Origin of the sequence: Pectobacterium versatile (assembly GCF_003932035.1) — a bacterium.
Lineage (GTDB): Bacteria > Pseudomonadota > Gammaproteobacteria > Enterobacterales > Enterobacteriaceae > Pectobacterium > Pectobacterium versatile.
In genome coordinates, this window is sequence record NZ_CP034276.1 from 4,876,797 (window position 1) to 4,899,302 (window position 22,506).

The following is a 22,506-nucleotide window of genomic DNA, read 5'->3' on the forward strand; positions in this document are numbered from 1 at the left end:
GCCCGTTGGCTCATTGGCCATCAGGCTTATCATTGCTCACAGCATAAAAAATCGTCAGGAACGATTTTAAACGTCGTGTACGACGGCCCACCATAAAATTTAACGGGCAAGAAACCCCGCCTCCACGGCTCCTCTAACGAGAAACCGCAAGGTCGGGGTTTTTAATGTCCGTGAAAAACGAGTGGCTGACTTAATCCAACGTCACGTTGTTGAAGCTATGCACGCCACGCGACTGAATCACATAACCTTTCACGTTTTTACGCACTGGCTCGTACACGGTGGAGTGCGCAACAATCAGCGCCGGAGCCTGATCGTGCATCACAACCTGCGCCTGCTTGTACAGCTCAATACGTTTTTCGTGATCGGAAACAGCGCGCGCCGGTTGGATCAAATCTTCAAACGGCTTGTAGCACCACTTGGAGTAGTTGGAGCCATTTTTGGCCGCGTCACAGCTGAACAGGGTCGCGAAGAAGTTATCTGGATCCCCATTGTCGCCAGTCCAGCCCATCAGCACGGTCTGGTGCTCGCCGTCTTTCGCGCGCTTCAGATACTCGCCCCACTCGTAAGTGACGATCTTGGCTTTCACGCCCACTTTCGCCCAGTCGGACTGGATCATTTCCGCCATACGACGAGCATTCGGGTTGTACGGACGCTGTACTGGCATTGCCCACAGGTCGATAGAGAAACCGTCAGCCATACCTGCTTCTTTCAGCAGTGCTTTCGCTTTTTCAGGATCGTAGCTGTAGTCTTTAACGTCGTTGTTGTAGCCCCACATAGTCGGCGGGATCAGGTTAGTCGCGGCCTGACCAGCACCCTGATAGACCGCCTCAATGATGGCAGACTTGTTCACTGCATAGTTCAGCGCCTGGCGAATCTTGACGTTATCCAGCGGTTTTTTCTCAACGTTGTAAGACAGGTAGCCGACGTTCAAGCCCGGCTTTTCCAGCAACGTGATGTTTTTGTCTTCTTTCATGCGGGCAAGATCGGCCGGGTTTGGATACGGCATGATCTGGCATTCGTCTTTTTGCAGCTTGGCGTAACGTACAGACGCATCTGGCGTGATAGAGAAGACCAGACGGTCAATACCCGGCTTGGTGCCCCAGAAGCCTTCAAAGGCTTTGTACAGAATACGGGAATCTTTCTGGTACTGTTGCAGTTGGAACGGACCTGTACCAATTGGGTTCAGGTCAACCTTCTCTGGCGTACCAGCTTTCAACATCTGATCCGCATATTCCCCCGACAGGATGGAAGCGAAGTCCATCGCCAGGTTTGCCAGGAACGGCGCTTCAGGGCGGTTCAGCACAAAGCGGACGGTGTAGTCGTCGACTTTTTCGATTTTGCTGACCAGTTCCGGCATACCCATACCTTGATAGTATTCATAGCTGCCGCCAGATACTTTGTGGTACGGATGGTTGGCATCCTGCTGACGCATGAAGGAGAAAATCACGTCATCGGCATTGAATTCACGAGAAGGTTTGAAGTCCTTGCTGTCTTGCCATTTCACGCCTTTGCGCAAATGGAAAGTATAGGTTTTGCCGTCTTCGCTAATATCCCATTTTTCAGCCAGACCCGGACCGGTGTCCGTGGTGCCGTCTTTAAATTCCACCAGGCGGTTATAAATAGGAATAGAGCTGGCATCAAACGTTGTACCGGAGGTGAACAGCTGCGGGTTAAAACCTTCTGGGGAGCCTTCTGAGCAGTACACCAGCGTCTTTGCCTGAACGCCTGCAGCGACGGACATGGCGAGCAAGCCAAGGCCGAACTTCAACACCCTTGATTTAACCAGGGATTTTTCCATTACTTGTGCTCCATTGTGGATGATGTTGTGTGCTATACCCGCCATACTCCAAGCTGCATACGCGTTAATACTGTCGTTAAACGCACAGTGGTTAACAGCGCTGATATTCCGTCCTGCATCTCGAAATCAATTGGGTATGGTTGGCCAGACCTGTATTTTTTACGAGCTGTGGTCTGTACCCTGTCGCCCGAAGGCAAAATTCAAATAATGAGGGAGAGGAAAGGTGGTTACCAAAACCGATGGCCGTCACGCTGTTGGATATAGTCATAATAACTACAACGTATACCTTGACGCGCCACAACCCGCTCACGGATGCTGGATGAAGACGTAGAATCATTCAGACAAGCCGCTGCTTTCCTCCTTATATCCCTATGACGCCCTCAATTTCTCAACAGATGGCGGTGACGTCAATATAAGCTGTAAGGATTTACAAAATTTCCTTACATTTTCTTAAAAGAGAAAATACAAGTTCATCACCTCAAGTAAGGCATATTCTCTGTCTTTTGATGAAAAAACAGCGATAGAAACTGATACATTGCGGACATAAAGAAATTATCACCATTAAAAAAACTATAGTCATCTGGTCTTACATGTCCAAGATTTGAGCACTATTTTTTGTTAAAAACGTTAACAACAGGTGAAAACTCTGACAGATAATAAGAAATTCTGATATTTACCACGGCACCATAAGTAGACAAATGACTATCTACGCTACATAAAAAAACTCTATGCGACATAAAAAGCGTTGTTTCCCCCTCCTTTAACGGGCAGCAAACGCGCTCTACATCGTTTTTTATCTGTGGGATAGCCGTTACCAGAGATCCGTTGCTGGATACACCCGTTAGATAAAGCATAGATAAAAAGGCAACTGACATAGGGTCGAGAACGCATTTTGTCCTGCGGCAGCGTCGTCAGGGCGACGGCCAGCGAAACAATGATATCGCTCAATAATTACCTGGCTATTTTAGTTAAATAAATATTTTCACTAAAATGAAAACACGCTATTTACTTATTCTCATAAAGTGGTATTTTCACTCTGTGATTTACCTCTCCTTCTGTTTTAATTCCCCACACCCTCTCAATAAATTATTTTAATTACAAAAAAATAATATAAGTTATTTAAAATAGAGTTGCTGATAAGTTCACAAATACGTAATTAACGTATTATTTTTAACATTCCCTCATGCTAGATTACTCTCCAACATGATTCATTGTTAAATAACATCAACCATTCCTTATCTTTTTGTTACTAACTGATAAAAAACAAAAAAACGAATTTTTCTACTTTCTGATAATAAACATCCCGCCGTCATTGGCATAGCGACGTTCGATAGTCACACAGATATCGGCGAGAAAAAAGCCAATAAAATGCGTCGATAACGATGCATTACCAATATCGCAACGATATAAAACGGCAGGTATGTAATTTCTTTCTGTACCAACTGTCCTAGCAGGGTGAATATAATGAAAAAAATTGAAACTGATATTTTATGTGAGAACGATCTCGCTCTGGAAACACAAGAATCGTTTATCGGAGGCTTTTTTAAAAAGAAAATCGGCTCCGTTCCCGTTGCGCTTTTTATGGCGATTGCCGCCATTGTCGCTATCGCGGCCTACGAAGGATATTTGCCTAAAAATATGATTGGCGGTTTCGCCGTCATCATGACGATGGGTTTTTTGCTGGCACACATTGGCAGCAACATTCCCGTGTTCAAAGATATCGGCGGCCCGGCCATTCTGTGCCTGATGGTGCCTTCCGTTATGGTGTATTTTGAGCTGTTCAACGACAACACCATGAAAACCGTCCACCTGCTGATGAAAGAGGCGAACTTCCTGTATTTCGTCATCGCCTGTCTGGTGGTCGGCAGTATTCTGGGTATGAACCGCAAAATCCTGATTCAGGGGATGGTGCGCATGTTCGTCCCGCTGGTTATCGGCACCGCAACCGCGCTGGCAACCGGTTTGCTGGTTGGTAAACTGTGCGGCTACAGCGTTTATCACACTTTCTTCTTCATCATCGTGCCAATTATCGGTGGCGGCATTGGTGAAGGCATCCTGCCGTTATCCTTAGCCTATTCTGCGATTCTGGGACAAAGCCCAGATGTCTATGTCGCTCAGCTAGCGCCCGCAGCCGTCGTCGGTAACATCTTCGCGATTCTGTGTGCTGGCGTGCTATCCCGTCTGGGTATGCGCCGCAAAGATCTGAACGGCGAAGGCCGTCTGGTTCGCAGCGATGAAGACAATGCAATGTTTGCCGTAAACGAAGCGCCAAAACCGGTCGATTTTCACCTGATGGGTGGCGGACTGTTGATGATTTGCGCCTTCTTCATCGTCGGTGGCCTGTTTGAGAAACTGGTACACATCCCAGGACCCGTTCTGATGATTCTGATCGCCGTCTTCTGCAAATACGGACGCGTAATTCCTGCGATTATGGAAACTGGCGCGCACAGCGTTTACAAGTTCGTCTCCAGTTCTCTGGTATGGCCGCTGATGATCGGGCTGGGCATGTTGTATATCCCGTTGGAAAGCGTTGTCGCAGTATTCTCTGTGGGTTATGTCATCGTCTGTGGTTCTGTGGTGCTGTCCATGGCGCTGGTGAGCTTCCTGATTGCGCCTTACCTGAATATGTACCCCATTGAAGCCTCCATCGTGACCACGTGCCACAGCGGGCTGGGTGGTACGGGTGATGTGGCGATTCTGTCCGCTTCTAACCGTATGTCTCTGATGCCGTTCGCACAGATCGCTACCCGTATCGGCGGCGCATCTACCGTCATCGCCGCAACGCTGCTGTTGGGCTGGGTTGTCTAACCCAACCACGGTTCCCCACTAACGAAAACGCCACGGTGATTACCGTGGCGTTTTTATTTACTCAGCGCTATTTATTCACAGCCTTTTATTCACAGTACTGGCGCAGCGAGTCCTGCTTTTCCGGCAGCAGATATTGGTAACGATTTGACTTACCGCAACTATCTAACTTTTTTGAAAATGATCAGGATCAGGAGCATACACACAGGAAAACCAATTAATACAGCTGAATACATGGAATCCATAGACTCTCGCATATCAGCTAATATCGCAAAATGGTATTCAACTGGCACTGTTTTATCAGATACAAAAACCATTCTTTCCTTATCTTGAACATGTCCAAAAGAAAAAAGAGCAATGCTTATCAAATAAAAAAAAGAGACAAGGCAAATACTAAACCATCGAATAAACGTCTTGCATTTACTTGTTAACATCGTGCGCCCCATCTAATAACCCACCGATAGTATCACCAGAATAAGGTGAAACCTTATTGCATGCACGACTCTGTTCGGTCCGACAGCAGCACCTGTTCCGATCACTGCCGGCTCGAATCCAACCCGCAAAAATGCCACTGGCAGCAGCCATTAGTAATTGATTGGCTTAACGCAACTACCTAACCTTTTTGAAGATGATCAGAATCAGAGCCACGCAGATGGGAAAAGCGATGAACGCAGCTAAATACACCGAATTAGTATGTTCCTGCATAATTTCCAGGCTAGCTCTGTGATATTCAACAGATATAGTTTTTTCTGAAAAATACATAATATCCTTATCAAAGGAAATCGCACCAACACCACCGACCAGTAGATAATAAAATAGAGAGACAAGGGCAATACTAACCCATCGAATAAATGACTTGCACTTACTTGTTAACATCATGCATCCCTTCTAATAACCCACCGACAGTACCACCAGAATAAGGCGACATCCTGCCAACACCAGAGGCAATTTCAGAAACGCCTCTATTTACAATCATCTCAAGGTTTTTTTCACTTATCGGTGTGTAGTTATCAGTATTCGGGTACTGCTTTCTAAACTCATTCGTCATATCAACAACAAGCATCGATGACTCAGCGCTTTTTCGTTCTAAATACCGCTGTAGCGATACCGGTACGGCAAAATCCTCTTCGTAATTAATCCGTATCTGAGAGTGAGTGGTATATCCTCCCTCAAATACTTGTGATCCCGCAATCTTCACACCTTTTGTAGCATGGGTTGTACAGTTCACGCCGGTAACATCATATTGATCAATTGTGTGGCCATTTCTTTTGGTACGATCCCTCATAGATGGAGTTTCTTTTGTCTTTCCGCCTGAACGCCACAACTTTTCAAAATACATTCTTGCAATCGTAGGATCTGCATCTGTAATGATGAATACCTTCGCCTCCATCTTGTACAGTTCTTCTCGGTAATATGTTCTGGCATCTTCAAACTGCAAAAAATTTAAGATGCCATCGCCGACAGCCCCGACAATACCAGACCGTCTACCGAATCGACCATAAGTGAAAACAGAAGCACTATTACCCTCATGCACAGAGACAAAGGCGTGACCAGTCCCCTTAGTTTCTGTCCAGATAAATACGCCATTCTCTAACGGGTTATTTTCTTTTTTGCACTCTTGAATCTGATTAACCCATTCCCCTTTTGAGGATGTAAGGTAAATCGGGTCATCCCTGAAATAATTTTCTGGTTCAGGCTTAATATTTTCCCGTGGGTTCCGCCATAGCCCCAATCCGCGGCCGTACTGCATAAATTTATCGTGTTCCACTCAACCAACTCCATTTGGTTTCATCATCACTGAATTGTGATAGCACAAGGCGGGATCGTTCCCGCCTCGTTTCTGTTTCTGCTTGCCTTATTCAGCGCTATTTATTCACAGCCTTTTATTCACAGTATTGGCGCAGAGAGTCCTGCTTTTCCGGCAGCAGACGATACAGATAAACCGGTCGACCGGTTGAGCCGTACAGGATGTTGGTGGTTAGGATGCCGGTGTCAGAAAGGTAGATCAGATACTTACGGCAGGAGACGCGGGAGATACCAATCGCGTTCGCCAGCATTTCGGTAGAGAACTCGATGCCCTGATTGCCCTCAATCCACTCGCAGACGGTACGCAGCGTCAGGCTGGTCAGCCCTTTCGGCAATTTCTTACGTTCGCTAACCGTGCTACTGCTGGTACGACGAATCAGGTTATCAATATCCGACTGCCCAACAAAATCGCGGTGCTTGAACAAGTTCGCCTCTTCGCGATAGGCGGTCAGCGCCTGTTCGAAACGCGAGAACTGGAAAGGCTTAATCAGATAGTCCACCACGCCGTAGTGCAGCGCTTTTTTGATGGTATATACATCGCTGGCAGACGAGATGATGATGACGTCCGTCTTTTCACTGAATTCACGGATAGTCGGCAGCAGGTCCAGTCCATTATCCTGCTGCATATAAATATCCAGCAGTACCAAATCGATTTCCGAGTCAGGTTGCATCAGCAGGTTTCGCGCCTGCTGCAACGTGGGGACGGTCGCATAGCAGCTAAATCCAGAAACCTGGTTCAGATAAGATTTGTTAAGCTCTGCAACCATGGCATCGTCATCAACAATCAGTACATTAATCATGGTCAAACAGCCTTGCTTGATAAGGAATAGTAACGAAAAACTGGGTGTACACCTCAGGTTCTGATTCAAACTCGATAGTGCCGCCAATCTTCTCCAGACTCTGCTTGGTCAGGTACAGGCCGATACCGCGCCCGCTGCCTTTGGTAGAGAATCCCTGTTCATAAATGCGCGCCTGACTCTCCGGCGAAATGCCGGGACCGTCATCCCCCACGGTACAGTGAAGGCGGCCATTCTGATGATGGAAGCTCACGCTGATTTCGCAGTTTTCCTGCCGATCAATCGCGTCCATCGCATTCTCAATCAGATTACCCAACACGGTAATCAATTCATTCGTTGCATCGACATCATCGGTATCCGGCAGCAGACTCTCTTCGCTGATGGAGAGTGTAATGCCGAGATCGCGTGCGCGGTTGATTTTACCCAACAGGAAGCCGGCAATCACTGGCGATTTCACTTTACGAATAATCGAACCAATTTCCGCCTGATAATTATTGGCGGTCTTCAGGATATAATCTTCCAGCTGCGAGTAATATTTTAAGTGCAGCATCCCCAGGATAACGTGCAGCTTGTTCATAAACTCATGCGACTGCGCCCGCAGCGCATCCGCATAGTAGGACATCCCGCTCAATCGTTGCAGCAACTGGCTGATCTCCGTTTTATCACGGAATGTCGCAATCGCGCCGATAATGTCGCCCTTCACAAAAACCGGAACGGTGTTGGTCAGCAGCAGGTGACCGTTAAAGTTAATTTCCTCATCGCGTCGCGGCGTACCACTCTCCAGTACCTGCTTCAGGTGCAGATGTTCAAGCCACTGGTCGCTGACGCGTTCAGCTGGCTTCGAAGCCGGCGTTTCACTGCCCTGTGGCTTATTCTGCCGGAAAAGCCGTCGCGCCTCATCATTGATGACCGTAATCCGACCATGCTGATCGACCGCGATAACGCCTTCTTTGATGTGTTTGAGCATCGCGTTACGCTGTTCAAACAGGTTCGAGATCTCAAACGGCTCGAATCCCAGCATAATGCGCTTGAGCACCTTCACCAGAATCAACGTGCCCAGCCAGCCGACCAGCGCCCCCGCCAATAGCGTCCAGGGAATCATCCAACGGTTATCGCTGATCACCTTCTGCACGCTGGTTAAAGCGATCCCCAGCGCGACGACACCAACCTGCTTATGGTTGCTGTCGAAAACCGGCGTAAAGACCCGCAGCGCGGGATCGAGCGTACCCCGGTTGATGGCAGTATTTTCCATGCCCAGCAGCGCCGGATAAATATCCCGACCGGCAAAATGCTCACCAATTCTTTCTGGTTCAGGGTGGCTATGGCGCACCGTATCCATGTCCGTGACGGTGACGAAGAGCAGCTGATTACGCTGACGAATCGTCTCCGCAGCCGCCTGCACTTCCTCAGGCCGACCAATCCCTTTAAGTTCATCAATAACCACGGGAGAGGCTGCAAATGTGCGAGCAATGGCAAAGGCTTTTTCTCGCAGATGATCTTCTGAAAGCTGATTAATACGAAAAAACAGCAAGGAATAGACCACCAGCAACACCGCGCCAAGCACAACTGACACCATCAGAAACACCGATGTTCCCAGCTTTAGTGGTGCCTTTTTCTTGCCCATGTCACTCTCCGAAACCACCATCATCACACCGTTATCTTATACTGTTTCGTCGCGTTTCGCGTGCCGTGATGCATACGCCCCGTCACAAGGACAGGGCGTAGGCTTGAAGAAAGGAAATCAGGCTTAACGTTGCGGTACATTTTTTGTGTCAGGAATGTTTCGCATCAGGAAAGCCAGCAGTACTGCGTTTACCAGAAACCGAGCAGTTTCCACCACATTCCGCCAACACCCAGCCAGATAGGGATGATGACCAGACTGACCAGGAAGCCGATCTTCCACCAGGTTCCCAGCGGCACGTAGCCAGTACCGAACAAAATTGGTGCCGGGCCACTGGAGTAGTGAGTCGTGGACATAAACAGGTTACTGAAGATACCGAATACCAGTACGGTCAGCATCGGCGGCGCACCAGCTGCCAGCGCGATAGAGACAAAAATTGCATACATGGCGCTGATGTGGGCAATCGCACTCGCCATCAGGTAGTGGCTGTAGTAGTAAACCAGCAGCAGCAGACCCAGCATTGGCAGCCAGTGCATCCCGCTCACCGCATTACCGGCCAATCCGCCCAGCCAGGCAATCAGGCCCATCTTGTTGAGCTGGCCAGCCAGCGTCATCAGTACGGCAAACCACACCACGGTGTGCCAGGCTTCTTTCTCGCTGACTACGTCGTCCCAAGTCAGCGCACGGCTGAGCAACAGCACGCTCAGGCCCGCCAGCGCGGTCAGGGTTGCATCGATATTCAGCGTGGAACCCAGCACCCAGAAGGTCACCAGACCCAGGAACACGCCCAGCACCACCCACTCGTCGCGGGTCATTTTGCCCATTTCACGCAGTCTTTCGACGGCGATCGCACGCATTTCTGAGGTTTTCTTCAGTTCAGGCGGATAGAAACGGTAGATCAGGTAAGGAATCAGCGCCAAAGACAGGAAGCCCGGCAGCAGTGTCGCCAACGCCCAGTCCGTCCAACTGATGTGAATACCAAACTGGGAAGCCAGCTTCGCCACCATCGGGTTACCCGCCATGGAGGTCATGAACATCGCGGAAGTCACGGCGTTACACTGGAAAATGGACTGCACCAGAAACGCACCAATGCGACGCTGCGTGCCTTTTTCCGGCGTGGAGTCATAGGCTTCGGCAATGGACCGGAACAGCGGAGTGATGATTCCACCGCAGCGTGCAGACGTAGAAGGCATCGCAGGAGCGAACATCAGGTCGGTAAACACCAGACCATACGCCAGACCGAGAGAGCTATTCCCCAGCTTGCTGATGAACAGCAGACCAATGCGTCGGCCAAAGCCGGTTTTGATAAAGCCGCGAGAGATAAAGAAGGCGCAGGCGATCATCCAAATGGTGGGATCGCTAAAGCCCGCCAGCACATCTTTAATGGGTAGTAACCCTAATATGGCGACCGAGGTCAGGCTGAACATCGCCATCGCGCCAAGCGGGTAAGGAGAGAGAATCAGACCGACAACTGTGGCAATGAAAATCGCCATCAGATGCCAGGCATCGGGTTTAACCCCATCAGGAACCGGCAATAACCATAAGCCACCGGCGATACAAAGGATAACTAGAAGCTTTATCAACCTGCTGTTATTCGCAGACATAAGAACACCACTCTTCATTAAAACGGATTCTGTATTTCCCGTCATACTTCGAGCCGCATATGCGTTGGCTTCCCTTACTCACCCCAGTCACTTACTGATGTAAGCCCCTGGGGATTCGTGCGGTTGCCGCCTTCCTGCGACTCGAATTATTTAGGGCATATCCCCGTCATTTTTGAGCCGCGAGCGTACTGCACTCAAATTATTCAGGAGATATTCACGGCGGATGTCCCGTGCGGAGGAGTGGGTATTTCGTTATTCTTCCTTCGTCACCCTGCTGAAAACAACGCAACAGGAATCATCTGCGGAAAAAAAGACGAGAAAACAAGGGTTCAGGGTGCTTCTCTCGTCTTATCAAATCAAGTGATTAATGAAGAGATAGTATTATAATGCGCCTACAAAATAGCGTAACTTTAGTTACTAAAGGGGTTCATTAATTTATTTAAGAAACCATCATGGTTTTAATTTCCTGATAAAAAACCCTTAAAATTCAATAATAATTGACATTTAAAGAACATAAAATTAACGAAGTTAACGACAAATCAATGATAAAAAAACCTTATATCTAATAGTGGTAATATAATTCTTTTCCAGACAGTCAGTTATCCATTCCTTATTTTTTCACTCAGGTATTCCGCTATTCAAAAATAAAGAAATAAATCACCATTATTCGGCGAGAAAATAGTAGTTTTTATCCAGCTGATAACATTTAGAGGGTCAAGAAAAGTACGGCTAGTAACTGCGGCGACATAATTCGCAGGAACATCGCCAACGGATAAACCGTCGCATAGGACAGCGCCGCCGCACCGCTGGTCGGGTGTAGCCCATTGGCAAACGCCAGCGCAGGCGGATCGGTCATAGAGCCCGCCAGCATGCCGCACAGCGTCAGGTAGTTCATCTTACCCAGCGTTCGCGCCAGTATGCCGACGAGCAGCAGCGGCACAATGGTAATCAGCGCGCCATAGCCAATCCACCACACCCCGTCGCCGTTCAATAACGTCTCGACGAAGTCACCGCCGGATTTCAGCCCCACCACCGATAAGAACAGTACAATGCCGAGCTCACGCAGTGCCAAGTTCGCGCTGGGCGGCATAAACCAGTGAAGTTTACCGATCCCGCCAATGCGCCCCAGCACCAGCGCGACCACCAGCGGCCCCCCCGCCAGCCCGAGCCGCAGCGCGACGGGAAAACCGGGAATCATCAGCGGTACCGACCCCAGCAGGACACCTAACCCAATGCCGATAAAGACGGGCAACATTTGTACCTGCTGGAGTTTTTGCTGCGCGTTTCCCACGATATCAGCGACGGCATCAATCGCCGCTTTTCGTCCGACCAGATTCAGAATGTCGCCAAATTGCAGGCTGGCCTGATTGCTGGCGACCAGCTCGACGCCCGCACGATTCAGGCGCGAGATCACCACATCATAGTTTTGCTTCAGATTCAGTTCGCGAATCTTGCGTCCCAGCACCTTCTCATTCGTCACCACTACGCGTTCAACGTGCAAATCCGTTCCGCGCGTCGAGAGCGATGTCTCAACTTCATTGCCGATGACCAAACGCGCTTGTTCCAGATCGTTTTTCGCACCAACCAGATGCAGGTAATCGCCCAGTTGGATCAGCGTCTGCGGCGACGGCACCATCAGTTCATCACCGCGTTTCAGGCGGGAGCAGACGATGGTGTCGCGGTTCAGAATCGGCACATCCTGAATCGCCAGCCCTTGCAGATTGGTATTCGTCACCGACACATTCATCGTGTGCAGTTGCTCATGATTCAAACCGTTGCTGACTTCAAACTGCTTTGCCTCGTTCTCCACCGCCACGCGGAACAGGACACGCATCAGCCACATCACCAGTAAAATGCCGCAGATCCCCAGCGGGTACGCCATTGCGTAGCCTGTTCCCATCTGGTTCACCAATGCCGAACTCGACCCAAGATCGGTCAGAATCTGTTGACCCGCGCCGAGCGAAGGCGTGTTGGTCACCGCGCCAGAGAAAATACCGAGGATAATGGGCAAAGGAATATTGAGCAGCTTGTGCAGCAGCACGGTCACCACGCAGCCGAGGAACACCGTCAGCAGAGCAAACGCATTCAGGCTCAGGCCAGATACCCGCAGAGAGGAAAAGAAACCCGGCCCGACCTGAATGCCAATGGTATAGACAAACAGGATCAGCCCGAACTCCTGGATGACGTGCAACATGTCATCATTCAGTTGAATCTGGTACTGATGGGCAACATGCCCGACGATGATCCCACCGAACAGGACCCCGCCAATCCCTAAACCAACGCCGTAAATCCGCCAGTTGCCGATCCATAACCCCAGAACCGCCACCAGCGCCAGCATACTCACAGTAAGTGCGATATCACTCATGCCCATATCCTTTGCGGACGTTTTTATTGGGAAATGCCACTGCTGCTATTTTTGATTCTGGCAGAATGCCGGAGAGGGAAACGTGGCGGGCAACACAAAACCGCGCCCGTAATGATACGAGCGCGGGAAATCATCAAACAAATGACATGGATGTCGCGTTATGACGCGTCGTCAGCAGACTGCTGGTTCAAGGCCGGACGCCCACCGCCGATGGCGATACGCTGAGGCTGCAAGGCTTCCGGCACGTCACGCACCAGATCGATATGCAGCAGACCATTTTCAAAATGTGCATCGGACACATGCAGGTGTTCGGCCAGCGTAAAGCTCAGCGTGAAAGGTTTAAACACCAGCCCCTGATGCAGATATTCCACGGCTTTTTCGGACGGTGCCGGACTGCCTTTCACCGTCAGGCGCGGGCCTTCCACTTCAATATCCAGATCGGCCTGCCGGAACCCCGCCAGCGCGAGCGTGATGCGGTAGTGGTTGTCGTCTTTCTTCTCGATATTATACGGAGGAAAATCAATCGGTTCCTGGCTGCCCTGCATTGAGCTGGCTAATTTGTCAAAACCGATCCACTGACGCAGTAAAGGTGATAAGTCGTAGTTACGCATAATATGACTCCTTCTAAGAAGCGAGATAAGTGATGCCCCTGTGGGCGTACCTTATGCCAGCCACGATGCCATAGCTGGCGTCGTCCCCATTCGGCAGACGAAGCGTTCATTCACAGCGCTACCATTTCAGGCAATGCGCGATTCGTGCAAATAACGTGATGTTGGTTTACTTAATTTCAATCCGACGCGGCTTCATCGCTTCCGGCACGATACGTTCGAGATCGATATACAGCAGCCCGTTTTCCAGATTGGCACCCTTTACCTGAATATGTTCGGCCAGTTGGAATTTACGCTCGAAGTTGCGCTCGGCAATCCCCTGATACAGGTAGTTGCGGGCAACCTGCTCACCGGCGTGGGCACCTTTTACAATCAATAAATTGTCGTGCGCGGTGATGTCCAGTTCCTGCTCGGCGAAGCCGGCTACGGCAATCGCAATGCGGTATTGGTTCTCGTCAACCAGTTCGACGTTGTAGGGAGGATAGCCGCCGTTACTCTGGGTCTGGCCGGTTTCTAATAGATTGAACAGGCGATCGAAACCAATAGCAGAACGGTACAGTGGGGAAAAATCGGGGTTACGCATAAAACAGCCTCCTAAACATGCAGCGAGGATTTATTTTTACCTTCCTTATAAGGACAGGTTCACAGCCGGGACAGATACCCTGACGGCGTATCGTTTTTCTTCCGGCTTATCATCAATATGGTGACCCCCCTCAGACTTTCAAGAGGCAAAAAGGAAAAATCGCTGGGTTTCATGCAATATTCACTCACACAGTGGGCGTTATCACATACACTCAAGATAGACAGGCTTTGACCTCATGCCGATCGTTTAAGCATTGAGATACACGGGGCGACCACAGGGGTGAGGCGTCCCTGCGGGAACCTCCCCCTGTGTTTCCCCTAAAAACGGACTTAAGTGACCAGTATTAGGCTTTGACCCGCTCTGGCAGCGGTTCTTAATGGACAGGAATATGACCTTACTGAAAAGTGCGTTGTTCTCTTTCATCATTACCGGTAGCGGTGCGGTGGCAACCAGCGGTTGCTCCAGCGTGATGACGCATACCGGAAGCGATCAGGGATACTATTCCGGCACGCGCGCCAGTGTGGATATGCTGCGTGACGACGATACCAGTTGGGCGATGATGCCGCTGGTCGCTATCGACCTGCCGTTCTCGGCGGTAGCCGACACGCTGCTGCTGCCCTACGATTACTACCGCACAGGCAGCGATAAGAACAAACTGTCGACGCGTGAGCGCATTTCGCACAGTGAAGAGCAAAACCAGACCGCCAGTTCACAGCTCGCCACTATGCCGCATAACACTATGCCTCATAACACCATGCCTCATAATCAGCTTTGATAGCACCGCACTCGCCATGAACGCGCGCGTACCGGTTACGCCGTTGCCACGACGAAAAGCTGATTAAAACCGTCAATCTCCCGCATATACGCAATCTGTTTCCCATCAGGGGAAAAGACCACAGCATCTGCACTCGGTGCGCTGTCCGTCCGCGCCGTCAGTCGAGTAAGCTCCCCGCTTTTTGCATCACACAGCATGATGCTGTTGTCACACACAAACGCCAGAGAACGCCCGCTCGGGTGCCAGTTAAAGGCCGACTGTACGCCGTGTTCCGTACGCGTTACCTGTCTTGGTTCACCGCCGTTCGGAGAAATCATCCACAGCTGCACCACACCTGCCTCATCCCGCATCAGGAAAGCAATCTCACTGCCGTCGGGCGAGGTACGTAGCCAGTGGCGCGGCTGATTCACCAGACCAGGATAACGACGCGAGTGCGTAAACGTTAAACGCCGCTGCTGCACGCCTGCTGGCGGCGTAGGCATTGACGTTGCCGTGCCAGCCAGTGGCGCATCACCCGCTTTGGCGTACTCTTCCTGCGCCTCCGGCAAGTCGACGATAAAAATCTCAGGAACCGTTGTCCCGTCCGCCGCCCGCGTATCGCCAATAAACGCCAGCGCCCAGCGCTGCCGAGAACCATCCTGTCGGATATAGCCCGCCGTTCCTACCCAGCCTTCTTCATAGGCGCGATTGATCTCATCGCTGTCGGGCTGCGGTTGCGGCGTTGTTCTACTGACCAGCACACAATAGTGGCTGCCGTCATATTCACGCGGATGATTTTTCTCAACCATAACGCCCTGTAACGGCACGGCCACGCCAACATTGCGCAAGTTCAAGGCAGGATCATGCTCATGCAGTACATGGTCGTTATAGGTAAAACTCAGGCGGCTGGCATCCGGGCTGAAGACATGGACATGCGTGCCGCCGCGCAGCGCCCCAGCCTGATAAGGCGGCGTAATGGAGAAGGCATCAAGCGTGACGGCTTCATCACGCAGGCGATCTGCCACTATCGTTCCACGGCGATGATGAAAATCATACTGCCACTCGCTATCCGGATTTTCCGGCCCGTGGATAAAAACATAGCGCAGCGGTTCCTGCGGGCTACAGGTCACCACGCCCACATGCGCACCCGCCGTTGCCCGATAAATTACCTCGGTTTTGCGGCTTTTCAGGTGTACTCGCTCAATGGTCAGCCCTGTGAATGAAGATCCATAAGGTCGGACGTCATAAACTAGCCACTCTCCATCACATGACCAGCAATTAATGTTGGTAAGTTGATGACAAACAGCATTAAACGTTAGTTGAACTTCAGCAAACAAGACATCACCCCACTTATTCAATACCAGTCAATAGTTTGTAAATCAATTTCAGTTTTATGTATAACTTATTGTTTTTTATTTAAAAAAAACAAACAACAACCGATATTTTCATTCAAAAAAATAGAAAGACTCTCTCAATAACATCCGTTTTTTAATTCATTAGCATCGGCGTAACATTCTTCATATCGAAAGGGCAGCCCCCTTTCACCTATCAAACAGAAAAGGATAAGACATCATGAAAAACGTAAAAACCATCGCCGCTGCTGTTGTTCTCGCTACCATGACTTTCGGTGCTTCTGCTGCTGAATACGTATCTGCTTCACAGGCTCAGAACCTGGAAAAAGCGGGCGTCGTTACCGCAACTGCTCAGGACCTGAGCTCACTGCAAGCTCAGCTCGCAGCGAAAGCAGAAAAAGCGGGCGCTAAAGCTTATACCATCACGTCTGCGACCGGTAACGATCAGCTGCGTGGCTCTGCGGTAATCTACAACTAATCGTTGTTTACCCTGAATTTTTACCCCGCTATGCCATTATAGAAACACCTGCAAGACATCGCGTATTACCCTCTTTCCGGCTTGCCTCCTCATCAGGGCAAGCCGTTTTTTTATGTGTGATTTTTATGTGGAAGGGAGACTGTGGGGAAGCTGGAAGGACGGTTAATACGGTGTGGCAGAGTGCCACACCGAAGTGAACAAAGACTTACGACGTTGTACCTTGAAAACCATTTTCGGCCGCTGTCGCCGCGAACCATTTTCCACTTTTCTTCACCGTGCGCTTTTGCGTTGCCAAATCCAGCTGCACAAAACCATAGCGATTCTTGTAAGCATTCGACCACGACCAGTTATCGATAAACGTCCACATATGGTAGCCGAGACAGTTGCTGCCTTCCGCGATCCCTTTGTGTACATACTTCAGGTGTTCGCGGACAAAATCGATGCGGTAATCATCCTGAATCTGACCGTTGGCGTCGAAACGCTGTTCGTTCTCGACGCCCATGCCGTTTTCCGAAATAAAGCAGCGTGGATTGCCGTAGTTCACCCGCAGGTTGGTCAGAATGTCATAGATGCCCGGTTCGTAAATTTCCCAACCGCGATAGGGATTCATTTTTCGTCCCGGCATGTCATAGCTGGAAAAGAACCACTCGGGCATAAACGGACTATCAGGATTGACCAGACTGTCGCGGCATTGAATTCGGCGCGGCTGGTAGTAGTTAATCCCCAGCAGATCGACAATCCCATCGGCCAGCAGCGCGCGATCGTCAGGTTGGCAGCTCGGCAGTTGGCCATATCGGTGCAATAGATCGACCAATTCCTGCGGGTATTCGCCCCTCAGCGCGGGATCGAGGAAGCTGCGATTAAACATCAGATCGGCGATGTTAGCCGCTTTGACATCGGCCGGATGTTGGGAGCGCGGGTAGGAAGGCGTCAGGTTGAGGATAATGCCGATTTCCCCACCCTGAGACTGCTCGCGATACGCTCTCACCGCCAGCGCATGCGCCAGCATAGTGTGGTACGCGACCGTCGCAGCACGCTTGAAGTCCACCACGTTCGGGTAGTGGAAATCATACAGATATCCGCCTTCCACCGGCACCACCGGCTCATTGAACGTAAACCAGTGTTTTACCCTGTCGCCAAACAGGCGGAAGCAGGTCGCCGCATAGCCCGCATAAGCCACGACCACCGCCCGATTTTCCCAGCCGCCCAGCCGCTGCATCACCATCGGCATATCAAAATGGAACAGATTGATAAACGGCGTGATGCCCTGCGCCAGCATTTCATCAATGATCTGATTATAAAACGCCACCGCCTGCGGATTCGGTTCACCAACGCCATCAGGAATCAGCCGCGCCCAGGAGATCGACGTTCGGAACGTGTTGTGATTCAGCGTCTTCAGCAGCGCGATATCTTCACGCCAGTGCTGATAAAACGTGGAAGTATCCGCCGGCCCAACCTGCTGGTGAAAACGGCCGGGCTGTGTGGAAAACCATTCGTCCCACACGGTGGCGCTTTTACCATAGTTGAGGCTTTCGCCTTCCGTTTGCGGTGCCGAACTGGCGCTACCCCACCAAAAATTCGCGGGAAAGCGAAAATCGTTCTGAAGATGATCGTGCATACGTTCCTCTCTGCTTCACTCGTGTTTATGCGCTGGCGCTGGCTTCGCCTGCGGCCTGCTGTTGTTTCTCCTGCTCCTGTTTGAGCAACGTGCGCTCATAGACTTTCAGGAACGGGTAATACATCGCGGCCGACATCACCATGCAGAGCAGACACATGATCACTGGGCTGAATGCCCAGTTCGCGGCCCATGATGCACCAATTGGTGCAGGCGTCGTCCACGGCGTCAGGGAAACCACCTGCGCGATCCAGCCAAGCTTCGTCGCCGTATAGGCAATGACAGCATTGACCATCGGCACGAAAATAAACGGCAGGAACAGCAGCGGGTTCATGATGATCGGTGCACCAAACAGAATCGGCTCGTTGATGTTGAAAAAGCTCGGTACCACGCCCATGCGGCCAATCGTACGCAGATGAACCGCGCGGCTACGCAGCAGCAAAAAGGCCAGCGGTAGCGTGGAACCGACCCCGCCGATCAGCAGGTAGTGATCCCAGAATCCCTGCAAATAAATATGCGGCAGCGGCGCACCGGCCGAAAGCGCAGCCTGATTCAGCGCCAGGTTGGTCATCCAGAACGGGTTCATAATCCCGGTGACGATCAGCGCGCCGTGAATCCCGGCAAACCACAAAATCTGGCAAATAAACACCGAAATCAGAATCGCGGGCAGCGAATCCGACGCTGAAATCAGCGGTGCCAGCAGGTGCATGATGGCTTCCGGGATAATCATGCCGGTCGCAGATTGGATGAACAGGTTAAACGGATGCAGCGTCGCGACGATGACCAGCACCGGAATGAGGATTTCAAACGAACGCGCCACGCCAGTCGGCACCTCTTTCGGCAGGCGAATCGTAATGTTGCGTTTCTTCAACCAGGCATAGACTTCACCCGCATAAATCGCGGTCAGAATCGCGGTAAAAATCCCTTCCCCAGAGAAGTATTGGGTGGAAATTTGCTTCTCGTGATAAGGCGCGGCCACCAGCAAGAATGCCATCAGCGCCAGCAGGCCGGTCATGATCGGATCCAGCTTGTAATGCTTGCCAAGGCTGGCCCCAATCCCCACCGAGATAAAGAAGGTCATGACCCCCATACTGAGGTAGTACGGCAGCATCAGTTGTTCACGGTAGGCAACGGAGAAATCGAGCCACGCGCGGGCAAATCCCAGCGTGGTATCCGGTGCAAACGGCGGGAAGATAAACACCAGCATAAACGAGCCGATGATCATGAAAGGCAGCGCGGCGATAAAACCATCACGAATCGCGATGATGTGGCGCTGTTGCCCTACCACACCTGCCAACGGGGTAATTTTTTGCTCGATGATATTCACCATCGACTGATAGAGGCCACTCATAGCGGTTGTCCTGATTTTTCGATCAGTGAAAAGGCAAAATCCAGCACGTTGTCACCGCGCTGCATACCGTAATCCATCATGTCTATCGCTGCCACGGGCACGCCTTTTCCCTCGGCTTTCTCCTTGAATGACGCCAGCATATATTTCACCTGTGGCCCCAGCAGCACAACGTCATACTTCCCGACCTGCTCGTCAAACTCATGGGCGGCGTAAGCGGCAATATCAACGTCCAGACCACGTGCGCTGGCCGCCTCCTTCATCTTTCTCATTAAAAGGCTGGTAGACATCCCAGCGGAACAACAAAGCATGATCCTTTTCATTTTCAACACCCCGTCGTACGTACGTTATGAATAAAAAACGTCATCAATAAAAGCATCGTGAATAAACACGGTCATTGGACATACATCCATTGGAAACACGCCTATGGAAACACAACGGAAACCGTTTTCCATGAAAAAAAACAATATATGAGAATGGGTTCACGAAATGATAGACATTGCGGGAAACAATGTGAGGCAGGTCATGTAAAACGTATTTCAGATGTGAATGACGGGTAAAACCCACTATTGCAGCGCTTATTACGCTAAGTGTACTGATTTCAGGCATTTTCTACTTTTGGCTATAAAAACGACAAATTGAGATTTAAAAAGCCCACCGTCCCCCTGCTATGTTTATCACCTGATGTTGCATTTTCTCGCTGTATTTTAATTTTTCGTTATAAGGGAGAGGCCATAAGCATGTCATTGATGATGAAACAATCGGTAACGGAAGGACGTGGAGAAAGCGCGTCATTATGGAACCACGTGACGGCGCGGCTGCGCCAGCTCCCCGCCATTCTGGCCGCTGGTGCCGTGCTGCTCATGTCCACTGCTTATGCGCAGGACAGCGTACCGACGCAGCTACGCGTCGGTTATCAGAAAGGTTCGGTCAGTCTGGTGCTGGCAAAATCGCACCAGCTGTTGGAAAAGCAGTTCCCCAACACCAAAATCAGCTGGGTTGAATTCCCCGCCGGGCCGCAAATGCTGGAAGCACTCAATGTTGGCAGCATCGATCTAGGCGGCACCGGTGACATTCCCCCTATTTTTGCGCAGGCCGCCGGTGCTGACCTGCTGTATGTCGGCGTGGAACCGCCTAAACCTCAGGCCGAAGTGATTCTGGTGCGGGAAGACAGCCCGGTGAAAACCGTTGCCGACCTGAAAGGTCGCAAAGTCGCCTTCCAGAAAGGCTCCAGCGCGCACAACACGCTGCTGCGGGCGCTTCAACGCGAGGGGCTGAAATTCACCGATATCAAACCGACCTACCTGACCCCAGCTGACGCCCGCGCGGCCTTCCAGCAAGGCAACGTCGATGCATGGGCAATCTGGGATCCCTACTATTCTGCCGCGCTGCTGGAAGGCGGCGTCCGCGTGCTGATCGACAGCAGCGGGCTGGAGAAAACCGGCTCCTTCTATCTGGCTGGCCGTCCTTACGCCGAGGCGCACGGCACCTTTATTCGTCAGGTGCTGGACGTGCTGACCAAGGCGGATGCCTTAACGATCAGTGACCGGGCACAAAGCGTCACGCTGCTGGCAAACGCGGTAGGACTGCCGGAAAAAGTGATTGAAACGGCGCTCGATCATCGCCCACCGACCACCGTCGAACCGCTGGATGCCGCCACGATCAAGGCACAGCAATCCACCGCCGACCTGTTTTATGAAAATCGGCTGGTGCCGGTGAAGGTCAATATCGCAGAGCGCGTCTGGCGTCCTCAGGCGAACTAATCCGCCTATCGCACACATTTTGCTTACCCCAAACAAGACTGTTCAAGGAGTTCACACCATGAGTCTTAACGTATTCTGGTTTCTGCCCACCCACGGAGACGGTCGCTATCTTGGTAGCACCGAGGGCGCACGTCATGTTGACTACAGCTATTTGCAACAGGTGGCACAGGCCGCCGAGCGACAAGGATTTGGCGGCGTGCTGCTGCCGACGGGGCGCTCCTGCGAAGATTCCTGGCTCGTTGCAGCATCGCTCATTCCGGTGACGCAGCGGCTGAAGTTTCTCGTCGCCCTGCGCCCCGGCGTGATTTCCCCCACCATCGCCGCGCGTCAGGCCGCCACGCTGGACAGGCTGTCTAACGGCCGAGCGCTGTTCAATCTGGTGACTGGCGGTGACCCGGAAGAGCTGGCTGCCGAAGGGTTGTTCCTCAGCCATGAAGAACGCTACGAAGCCTCGGCGGAATTCACCCACATCTGGCGCAAGCTGCTGGAAGGCGAAACCGTCGATTTCGCAGGCAAACACATTCAGGTCAAAGACGCCAAACTGCTTTACCCGCCCGTGCAACAGCCACGTCCGCCGCTCTATTTTGGCGGCTCTTCCGAGGCCGCGCAGAATCTGGCGGCAGAACAGGTCGATCTCTACCTAACCTGGGGTGAACCGCCTGAGCAGGTTAAAGAAAAGCTGGCGGAAGTCCGCGCCAAAGCGGCGGCACAGGGGCGTGAGGTTCGCTTCGGCATTCGCCTGCACGTCATCGTGCGGGAAACCACCGAGGAAGCCTGGCAAGCTGCCGAGCGGCTGATTTCCCATCTGGACGAAAAAACCATTGCCGATGCGCAGGCGGCGCTGGCGCGTTTCGATTCTGTCGGGCAACAGCGCATGGCGGCCCTGCACGGCGGCAAAAAGGACAAACTGGAGATCAGCCCGAATCTGTGGGCAGGCATCGGTCTGGTACGCGGCGGCGCAGGCACAGCGCTAGTTGGCGATGGCCCAACGGTGGCCGAACGCATTCAGGAATACGCCGATCTCGGGATTGATACCTTTATTCTGTCCGGCTATCCACATCTGGAAGAGGCGTATCGCGTGGGCGAACTGCTGTTCCCACACCTCGATCTGGCTCAGCAACCCACACCGCTGCATACGGTGAACACTGCGGGAGAGCTGATTGCTAACCGTTATGTGCCGCGCAAAGTCTCGCAAAGCTGAGGAATCGA

17 protein-coding genes are annotated in these 22,506 nt (G+C 51.4%); 5 read left to right on the forward strand and 12 right to left on the reverse strand.

Annotated features, from left to right (window positions below):
- Positions 1–190: 190 nt before the first annotated feature.
- Positions 191–1,798, reverse strand: coding sequence for a dipeptide ABC transporter periplasmic-binding protein DppA (gene dppA / locus EIP93_RS22045; RefSeq protein ID WP_039542080.1), 1,608 nt, complete (start codon positions 1,796–1,798; stop codon positions 191–193).
- A 1,464-nt stretch (positions 1,799–3,262) separates the two neighbouring features.
- On the opposite strand from dppA, the gene EIP93_RS22050 reads away from it, so the two are divergent.
- Entirely contained in the window at positions 3,263–4,606 is a 1,344-nt protein-coding gene (locus EIP93_RS22050; protein WP_103183550.1) for a 2-hydroxycarboxylate transporter family protein, read from the forward strand.
- An 859-nt stretch (positions 4,607–5,465) separates the two neighbouring features.
- Here EIP93_RS22050 and EIP93_RS22065 read toward each other — a convergent pair.
- From EIP93_RS22065 to ibpA, 7 genes are all read right to left on the reverse strand, one after another.
- Entirely contained in the window at positions 5,466–6,371 is a 906-nt protein-coding gene (locus tag EIP93_RS22065) for a hypothetical protein (protein ID WP_107333651.1), read from the reverse strand.
- Positions 6,372–6,486: 115 nt separating this feature from the next.
- Complete coding sequence (dcuR, locus tag EIP93_RS22070) at positions 6,487–7,209, reverse strand: two-component system response regulator DcuR (RefSeq protein ID WP_010281107.1); 723 nt, start codon at positions 7,207–7,209, stop codon at positions 6,487–6,489.
- A complete protein-coding gene (locus tag EIP93_RS22075) occupies positions 7,202–8,830 on the reverse strand; it encodes a sensor histidine kinase (RefSeq protein ID WP_107333652.1) in 1,629 nt (542 codons plus the stop codon). The genes dcuR and EIP93_RS22075 overlap by 8 nt, the downstream gene beginning before the upstream one ends.
- Positions 8,831–9,018: 188 nt before the next feature.
- Positions 9,019–10,431, reverse strand: coding sequence for an anion permease (locus tag EIP93_RS22080; protein WP_039533541.1), 1,413 nt, complete (start codon positions 10,429–10,431; stop codon positions 9,019–9,021).
- A gap of 706 nt (positions 10,432–11,137) precedes the next feature.
- A complete protein-coding gene (locus tag EIP93_RS22085) occupies positions 11,138–12,796 on the reverse strand; it encodes a putative transporter (RefSeq protein ID WP_125233281.1) in 1,659 nt (552 codons plus the stop codon).
- 158 nt (positions 12,797–12,954) lie between these two features.
- Positions 12,955–13,407, reverse strand: coding sequence for a small heat shock chaperone IbpB (ibpB, locus tag EIP93_RS22090; RefSeq protein WP_039276014.1), 453 nt, complete (start codon positions 13,405–13,407; stop codon positions 12,955–12,957).
- Positions 13,408–13,573: 166 nt separating this feature from the next.
- Positions 13,574–13,987, reverse strand: a complete 414-nt coding sequence (ibpA, locus tag EIP93_RS22095) for a small heat shock chaperone IbpA (protein ID WP_005976748.1) — start codon at positions 13,985–13,987, stop codon at positions 13,574–13,576.
- Between the two features lie 388 nt (positions 13,988–14,375).
- Between ibpA and EIP93_RS22100 the strand changes: the two genes are divergently transcribed.
- Positions 14,376–14,762, forward strand: coding sequence for a YceK/YidQ family lipoprotein (locus EIP93_RS22100; protein ID WP_103862377.1), 387 nt, complete (start codon positions 14,376–14,378; stop codon positions 14,760–14,762).
- A gap of 35 nt (positions 14,763–14,797) precedes the next feature.
- Here the strand turns inward: EIP93_RS22100 and EIP93_RS22105 are convergent, their stop codons facing one another.
- Positions 14,798–16,078 carry a YidR family protein gene (locus tag EIP93_RS22105; RefSeq protein WP_206428383.1) on the reverse strand — a complete coding sequence of 427 codons (1,281 nt, stop codon included), beginning with the start codon at positions 16,076–16,078 and terminating at the stop codon, positions 14,798–14,800.
- Between the two features lie 235 nt (positions 16,079–16,313).
- On the opposite strand from EIP93_RS22105, the gene bhsA reads away from it, so the two are divergent.
- Positions 16,314–16,571, forward strand: coding sequence for a multiple stress resistance protein BhsA (gene bhsA, locus EIP93_RS22110; RefSeq protein WP_010296876.1), 258 nt, complete (start codon positions 16,314–16,316; stop codon positions 16,569–16,571).
- A 205-nt stretch (positions 16,572–16,776) separates the two neighbouring features.
- On the opposite strand, the gene EIP93_RS22115 is transcribed toward bhsA, so the two are convergent.
- From EIP93_RS22115 to EIP93_RS22125, 3 genes are read right to left on the reverse strand one after another with little or no spacing between them, the layout of a single operon-like run.
- Entirely contained in the window at positions 16,777–18,189 is a 1,413-nt protein-coding gene (locus EIP93_RS22115; protein WP_125233282.1) for a glycoside hydrolase family 1 protein, read from the reverse strand.
- A gap of 25 nt (positions 18,190–18,214) precedes the next feature.
- Complete coding sequence (locus EIP93_RS22120; protein ID WP_010296883.1) at positions 18,215–19,537, reverse strand: PTS sugar transporter subunit IIC; 1,323 nt, start codon at positions 19,535–19,537, stop codon at positions 18,215–18,217.
- Entirely contained in the window at positions 19,534–19,857 is a 324-nt protein-coding gene (locus tag EIP93_RS22125; protein ID WP_072012396.1) for a PTS sugar transporter subunit IIB, read from the reverse strand. The genes EIP93_RS22120 and EIP93_RS22125 overlap by 4 nt, the downstream gene beginning before the upstream one ends.
- 417 nt (positions 19,858–20,274) lie before the next feature.
- On the opposite strand from EIP93_RS22125, the gene EIP93_RS22135 reads away from it, so the two are divergent.
- Both EIP93_RS22135 and ssuD read left to right on the forward strand, forming a co-directional pair.
- Positions 20,275–21,297 carry a sulfonate ABC transporter substrate-binding protein gene (locus tag EIP93_RS22135; protein ID WP_125233283.1) on the forward strand — a complete coding sequence of 341 codons (1,023 nt, stop codon included), beginning with the start codon at positions 20,275–20,277 and terminating at the stop codon, positions 21,295–21,297.
- A gap of 58 nt (positions 21,298–21,355) precedes the next feature.
- Positions 21,356–22,498 (forward strand): FMNH2-dependent alkanesulfonate monooxygenase, encoded by a 1,143-nt coding sequence (gene ssuD / locus EIP93_RS22140; protein WP_105879865.1) that lies wholly within the window; start codon positions 21,356–21,358, stop codon positions 22,496–22,498.
- The last annotated feature ends 8 nt before the right edge of the window (positions 22,499–22,506 follow it).

What these genes read in the sequence shown, in the direction of transcription:
- dppA (WP_039542080.1), bottom strand. Translation starts at nt 1,798, where the DNA reads ATGGAAAAATCCCTGGTTAAATCAAGGGTGTTGAAGTTCGGCCTTGGC.
- EIP93_RS22050 (WP_103183550.1), top strand. Translation starts at nt 3,263, where the DNA reads ATGAAAAAAATTGAAACTGATATTTTATGTGAGAACGATCTCGCTCTG.
- dcuR (WP_010281107.1), bottom strand. Translation starts at nt 7,209, where the DNA reads ATGATTAATGTACTGATTGTTGATGACGATGCCATGGTTGCAGAGCTT.
- EIP93_RS22075 (WP_107333652.1), bottom strand. Translation starts at nt 8,830, where the DNA reads ATGGGCAAGAAAAAGGCACCACTAAAGCTGGGAACATCGGTGTTTCTG.
- EIP93_RS22080 (WP_039533541.1), bottom strand. Translation starts at nt 10,431, where the DNA reads ATGTCTGCGAATAACAGCAGGTTGATAAAGCTTCTAGTTATCCTTTGT.
- EIP93_RS22085 (WP_125233281.1), bottom strand. Translation starts at nt 12,796, where the DNA reads ATGAGTGATATCGCACTTACTGTGAGTATGCTGGCGCTGGTGGCGGTT.
- ibpB (WP_039276014.1), bottom strand. Translation starts at nt 13,407, where the DNA reads ATGCGTAACTACGACTTATCACCTTTACTGCGTCAGTGGATCGGTTTT.
- ibpA (WP_005976748.1), bottom strand. Translation starts at nt 13,987, where the DNA reads ATGCGTAACCCCGATTTTTCCCCACTGTACCGTTCTGCTATTGGTTTC.
- EIP93_RS22100 (WP_103862377.1), top strand. Translation starts at nt 14,376, where the DNA reads ATGACCTTACTGAAAAGTGCGTTGTTCTCTTTCATCATTACCGGTAGC.
- bhsA (WP_010296876.1), top strand. Translation starts at nt 16,314, where the DNA reads ATGAAAAACGTAAAAACCATCGCCGCTGCTGTTGTTCTCGCTACCATG.
- EIP93_RS22115 (WP_125233282.1), bottom strand. Translation starts at nt 18,189, where the DNA reads ATGCACGATCATCTTCAGAACGATTTTCGCTTTCCCGCGAATTTTTGG.
- EIP93_RS22120 (WP_010296883.1), bottom strand. Translation starts at nt 19,537, where the DNA reads ATGAGTGGCCTCTATCAGTCGATGGTGAATATCATCGAGCAAAAAATT.
- EIP93_RS22125 (WP_072012396.1), bottom strand. Translation starts at nt 19,857, where the DNA reads ATGAAAAGGATCATGCTTTGTTGTTCCGCTGGGATGTCTACCAGCCTT.
- EIP93_RS22135 (WP_125233283.1), top strand. Translation starts at nt 20,275, where the DNA reads ATGTCATTGATGATGAAACAATCGGTAACGGAAGGACGTGGAGAAAGC.
- ssuD (WP_105879865.1), top strand. Translation starts at nt 21,356, where the DNA reads ATGAGTCTTAACGTATTCTGGTTTCTGCCCACCCACGGAGACGGTCGC.